This is a genomic window from Caldimonas tepidiphila (assembly GCF_003569765.1).
GTDB classification, from domain to species: Bacteria; Pseudomonadota; Gammaproteobacteria; order Burkholderiales; family Burkholderiaceae_C; genus Caldimonas; species Caldimonas tepidiphila.
The window spans coordinates 1-3780 of sequence record NZ_QXMG01000132.1 but is presented as its reverse complement, the minus strand read 5'-3'; the positions used below and the strand labels follow the sequence as shown (position 1 = coordinate 3780).

General features: G+C 56.9%; 2 protein-coding genes and 1 pseudogene. All 3 read left to right on the top strand.

Annotation, left to right across the window (positions count from 1 at the left end; genetic code table 11):
• The first annotated feature begins 505 nt into the window (after positions 1-505).
• Positions 506-1594 (top strand): ParB/RepB/Spo0J family partition protein, encoded by a 1089-nt coding sequence (locus tag D3A59_RS24655; protein ID WP_119157941.1) that lies wholly within the window; start codon positions 506-508, stop codon positions 1592-1594.
• A gap of 218 nt (positions 1595-1812) precedes the next feature.
• Positions 1813-2259: pseudogene (locus tag D3A59_RS24650) on the top strand (transposase); the annotation flags it as partial.
• 349 nt (positions 2260-2608) lie between these two features.
• Positions 2609-3780, top strand: a 1172-nt coding sequence (locus tag D3A59_RS24640; protein ID WP_272868094.1) for an RNA polymerase sigma factor region1.1 domain-containing protein, incomplete at its 3' end; no start/stop codon positions are given.

The following is a 3780-nucleotide window of genomic DNA, read 5'->3' as shown; positions in this document are numbered from 1 at the left end:
GCGTAGTGGTCGACAGTCTCACAGGATGAGCCAAGCTGAGCTTCGTGACGAATCAGGTGTCGTCATGTGCGGACCTTACCTACCAGCAAGGTGTTGCACTTCAGATTTGAGACCGCCAAGCAGTAGGCCGTGCCCGGGGATTCAGGGGGCTAGATTAGTCAGATCCTCCGCTCATGAACTGACCCCTGCAAATTTTCTCTTTCTTGCATACCTACAAGAAGCAGCATCACGGGATATTGATACTTTGTATCATTTTGGCGAGTCCTTCTTGCTTGCGGCTTCACTACGCAAAAATTTTCTTTAACTAAACGCTGCCCAAGAACAGATGACATCTCCTCAGGTGCTATCGTATGCGTCGTGATTCGCATCCAAGGGCCCTGCTGAGAAAGAGTCAGCAAGGCTTGTCATTCCAGATAATAAAAGAAATGGAGGAATCAAATGGCACGCAGGCGAAACCTCTGGAAATGCAGAATATAAGATGGGCTTTGACATCAAGGAATAAATTATGGAAAAACACGCGAAGCGGGCAGCGAAGGCCAATAGCACCAAGAAGCAGGTTTTTTCGCCATCGAAAGATCGGGGATCATGGCGGAAGAATACCTTGGCAGCCAACTCATCACAGGCGGAAGAAAATGGACCTTCACTTACCATCAAAAATCCGAGTGTGCTACCGGGGCAATTTCTAGATAGAACTCCTCTGCATCAACTATCGGATGTACTGACTCGAGTGTCGCAGCAGCAAGGACCCACGTTAAGCAACCCCGAGGGAATCAACGCTGTTGTTGAGCTTGACACCAGGCGGATTGTGGGCACGTTTTTGGAAAACAGGTTGCCTGCGACTTACGAAGGAAAAGAGTTTTCGGCCTTGAAGGCTGATATTGCGCGCACCGGTGGCAATACGCAACCGGTGCTCTTGCGCGTAGAAAAACCCAGTCTTCCCGGGGAGAAAATATTTGAGATTGTGACAGGCCACCGGCGAGTACGTGCGTGTCAAGAGCTAGGACTTTACGTCAAGGCTATCGTTTTGGAAAATGTGACTGATGAGGAGTTGTTCCGACTGATGTACTATGAAAACACCTCACATGCGCCGTTGCGCCCCATTGAGTTAGGGCGCATGTGCATGCGAGCTATGGACGCAGGGCTTTACCGCTCGTTGCGCCAACTTACTCAGTCAGTGGGTCTGGATCTCGCTTCGGTATCTCGGGCGATACGCCTGGTCCAACTGCCGGGCGAACTGCATGAGACAATTCGCTCGCCCTTGCAATGGCAACTCAAGGACGCAGATCGCTTAACTCAAATGTTGCGAGACGATGGATTTTTAAGCAGGGTACGTCAAGTGCGGGAACGTCATGGCCCTCTAGATCGGGAGCCACTTCTTCGCTGCCTGCAAAATGTTGGTCCGACCAACACATCCGTCCGGATGGAATTGACATGTGGCGTCGAGATCGTTGGATGGCTGCGCCTTGATGCCAATCACAAGGTACGCGTGGATCTGGTCGATCCGGTAACAGATGAGCAAGCTGATGAGCTGCAGGTATTGCTAGAAAGACTATTGGCGCGCTGGATGAATAACCGTCCGCCCCCAGGGGCATAACGGAGATCCAGATAAAGAAAATCAAAAACTTGATAAAACCAAGAAATTTTTCCTTCTGGACTGACAATGGAGTTGTCCAGATGGTGAGGTTATCTTTTAGGATGATTGGAATTTGCACTTCGACCTTCGATGTCAAAGCGGTGGAGAACCAGATATAGAGTTAGAGCGTGTTATGAACTTTCAGCTGGGGTATGAGCGCTCGTCCCCATCTATTGGAGATGAACAGGAAGCCGTACCCGAGTGATCTGAGCGATGTGGAGTGGGCGTTCGTCGCGCCGTACCTGACGCTGATGGAGGAAGACGCGCCGCAGCGGCGCCACAGCATGCGCGAGGTCTTCAACGCGCCGCGCTGGCTGGCAAGGGCCGGAGGGCCCTGGTGCATGTTGCCCAACGACTTCCTACCTTGGCAGGTGGTGTATCAGCAGTTCGGCCGCTGGGGCGAGGCGGGCTGCTTTGAGGCGATGGTCAGCGACATGCGCTCGATCATCCGAGAAGCCGTAGGCCGCAAGGGACAGCCCAATGCAGTGGTGCTCGACGGGCGTACGCCGCAAAGCAGTTGCGAGAGCGGCACGCGGGCCGGATATGACGGTTACAAGCGCCGTCGGGGCAGCAAGGTGCACATGGCCGTGGACACGCTGGGGCAGTTAGTTACGCTGACGGTCACGGGTTCGGGCAGCAGCGGCTGCATCGCCACCCACTCCACGTCCGTCAGATCGTTCGGATAGGGCTTGGTCTTCCTGGCAAGCTCGGCCTGCCACTCATGGTGCTCTTTCGTCCACATCCCGCCGTTACACCACAGATCCGACGACTTTTCAAACGGATTCTTAGGGCCGCCGTGTCAGCCGGATCTCAAATTTCTCGTTTAGGAGAGACGATCACTACTATGGGCGGCTTTTTCGTTTTGGAGTCGCCTTCGCTATTTCCGTTTGAGGCCATGCAGGACCCGCGTGCGCTAACACCAGACTCCGCACCCAACGCAGCTCACATCGAACCACAGATTTTTCAAGGAACCGCATGACCGCAACGAGCACCCGCGCAGCCCTGTTGGCACAAGCCGACGAGATCCTGGGGAAGAAGAAGCCCGCCAAGAAGGTCGTTGTGAAGGCAGCCAAGGCGCAAGCCGTCGTGGAACCAGCCAAGGTCAAGGGTGTCCGCAAGCCCAAGGCAGAGACCACTGCCAAGAAGGTCGAAGCGCCCAAGGTTGATGCGGACGAGGACTTTTCCGACATCGAGGCTGATCTGGATGGTGACATCGAGCCCGAGGTCGAGGAGACGGCTGCCGAGACCGGCGACAAGCCCAAGGCCAAGCCGCTGCGCATGAAGGTCTCTAAGTCGAAGGAACGCGCGCTCATTCGCGAGTTCGGACTGGAAGACGTGAACCTCAGCGAGGAGGAGGCCAACAAGCGTCGCAACGAGTTGCGGGCGTTGATCAAGCTTGGCAAGACGCGCGGCTTCCTCACGCATGCAGATCTCAACGATCACCTGCCGGAAAAAGTCGTCGGCTCTGAGATGATCGACGCCATCGTTGGCATGCTCAATGATTTGGGCGTGGCCGTCTACGAGCAAGCGCCCGACGACGCCACGCTGCTGCTGGCCAGCGCCTCCCGCGAGGCGTCGACGGACGAAGAGGCCGAGGAAGCCGCGGAGGCTGCCCTTTCGACGGTCGACTCAGAGTTCGGCCGCACCACCGACCCAGTGCGCATGTACATGCGCGAGATGGGCTCGGTCGAGCTGCTCACGCGCGAGGGCGAGATCGAGATCGCCAAGCGCATCGAGGGCGGCCTGCAGGCGATGATGCTGGCGATCTCCACCTCGCCGACGACGATCGCCGAGGTCCTGGCGCTGGCCGACAAGGTCGCCGCCGGCGAGGCGCAGATCTCCGAGGTGGTCGACGGCTTCATCTCCGCCAACGAGGCTGACGACTACGTGGCCGAGGAGGACGTCGACTTCTTCGACGACGAAGAGGACGACGACGACGGCAACGGCGGCTCCAGGGCCCTGACCAAGAAGCTCGAGGAGCTGAAGAACCAGGCGCTGGCCAAGTTCGCCGTGTTGCGCGGCCACTTCGAGGACATGCGCCAGGCCTTCGAGCGCGACGGCTACAAGTCGCCCGCCTACAACAAGGCCCAGGCCGGCATCAGCAGCGAGCTGATGACGATCCGCTTCACGGTCAAGACGATCGAGCG

What these genes read in the sequence shown, in the direction of transcription:
- D3A59_RS24655 (WP_119157941.1), top strand. Translation starts at nt 506, where the DNA reads ATGGAAAAACACGCGAAGCGGGCAGCGAAGGCCAATAGCACCAAGAAG.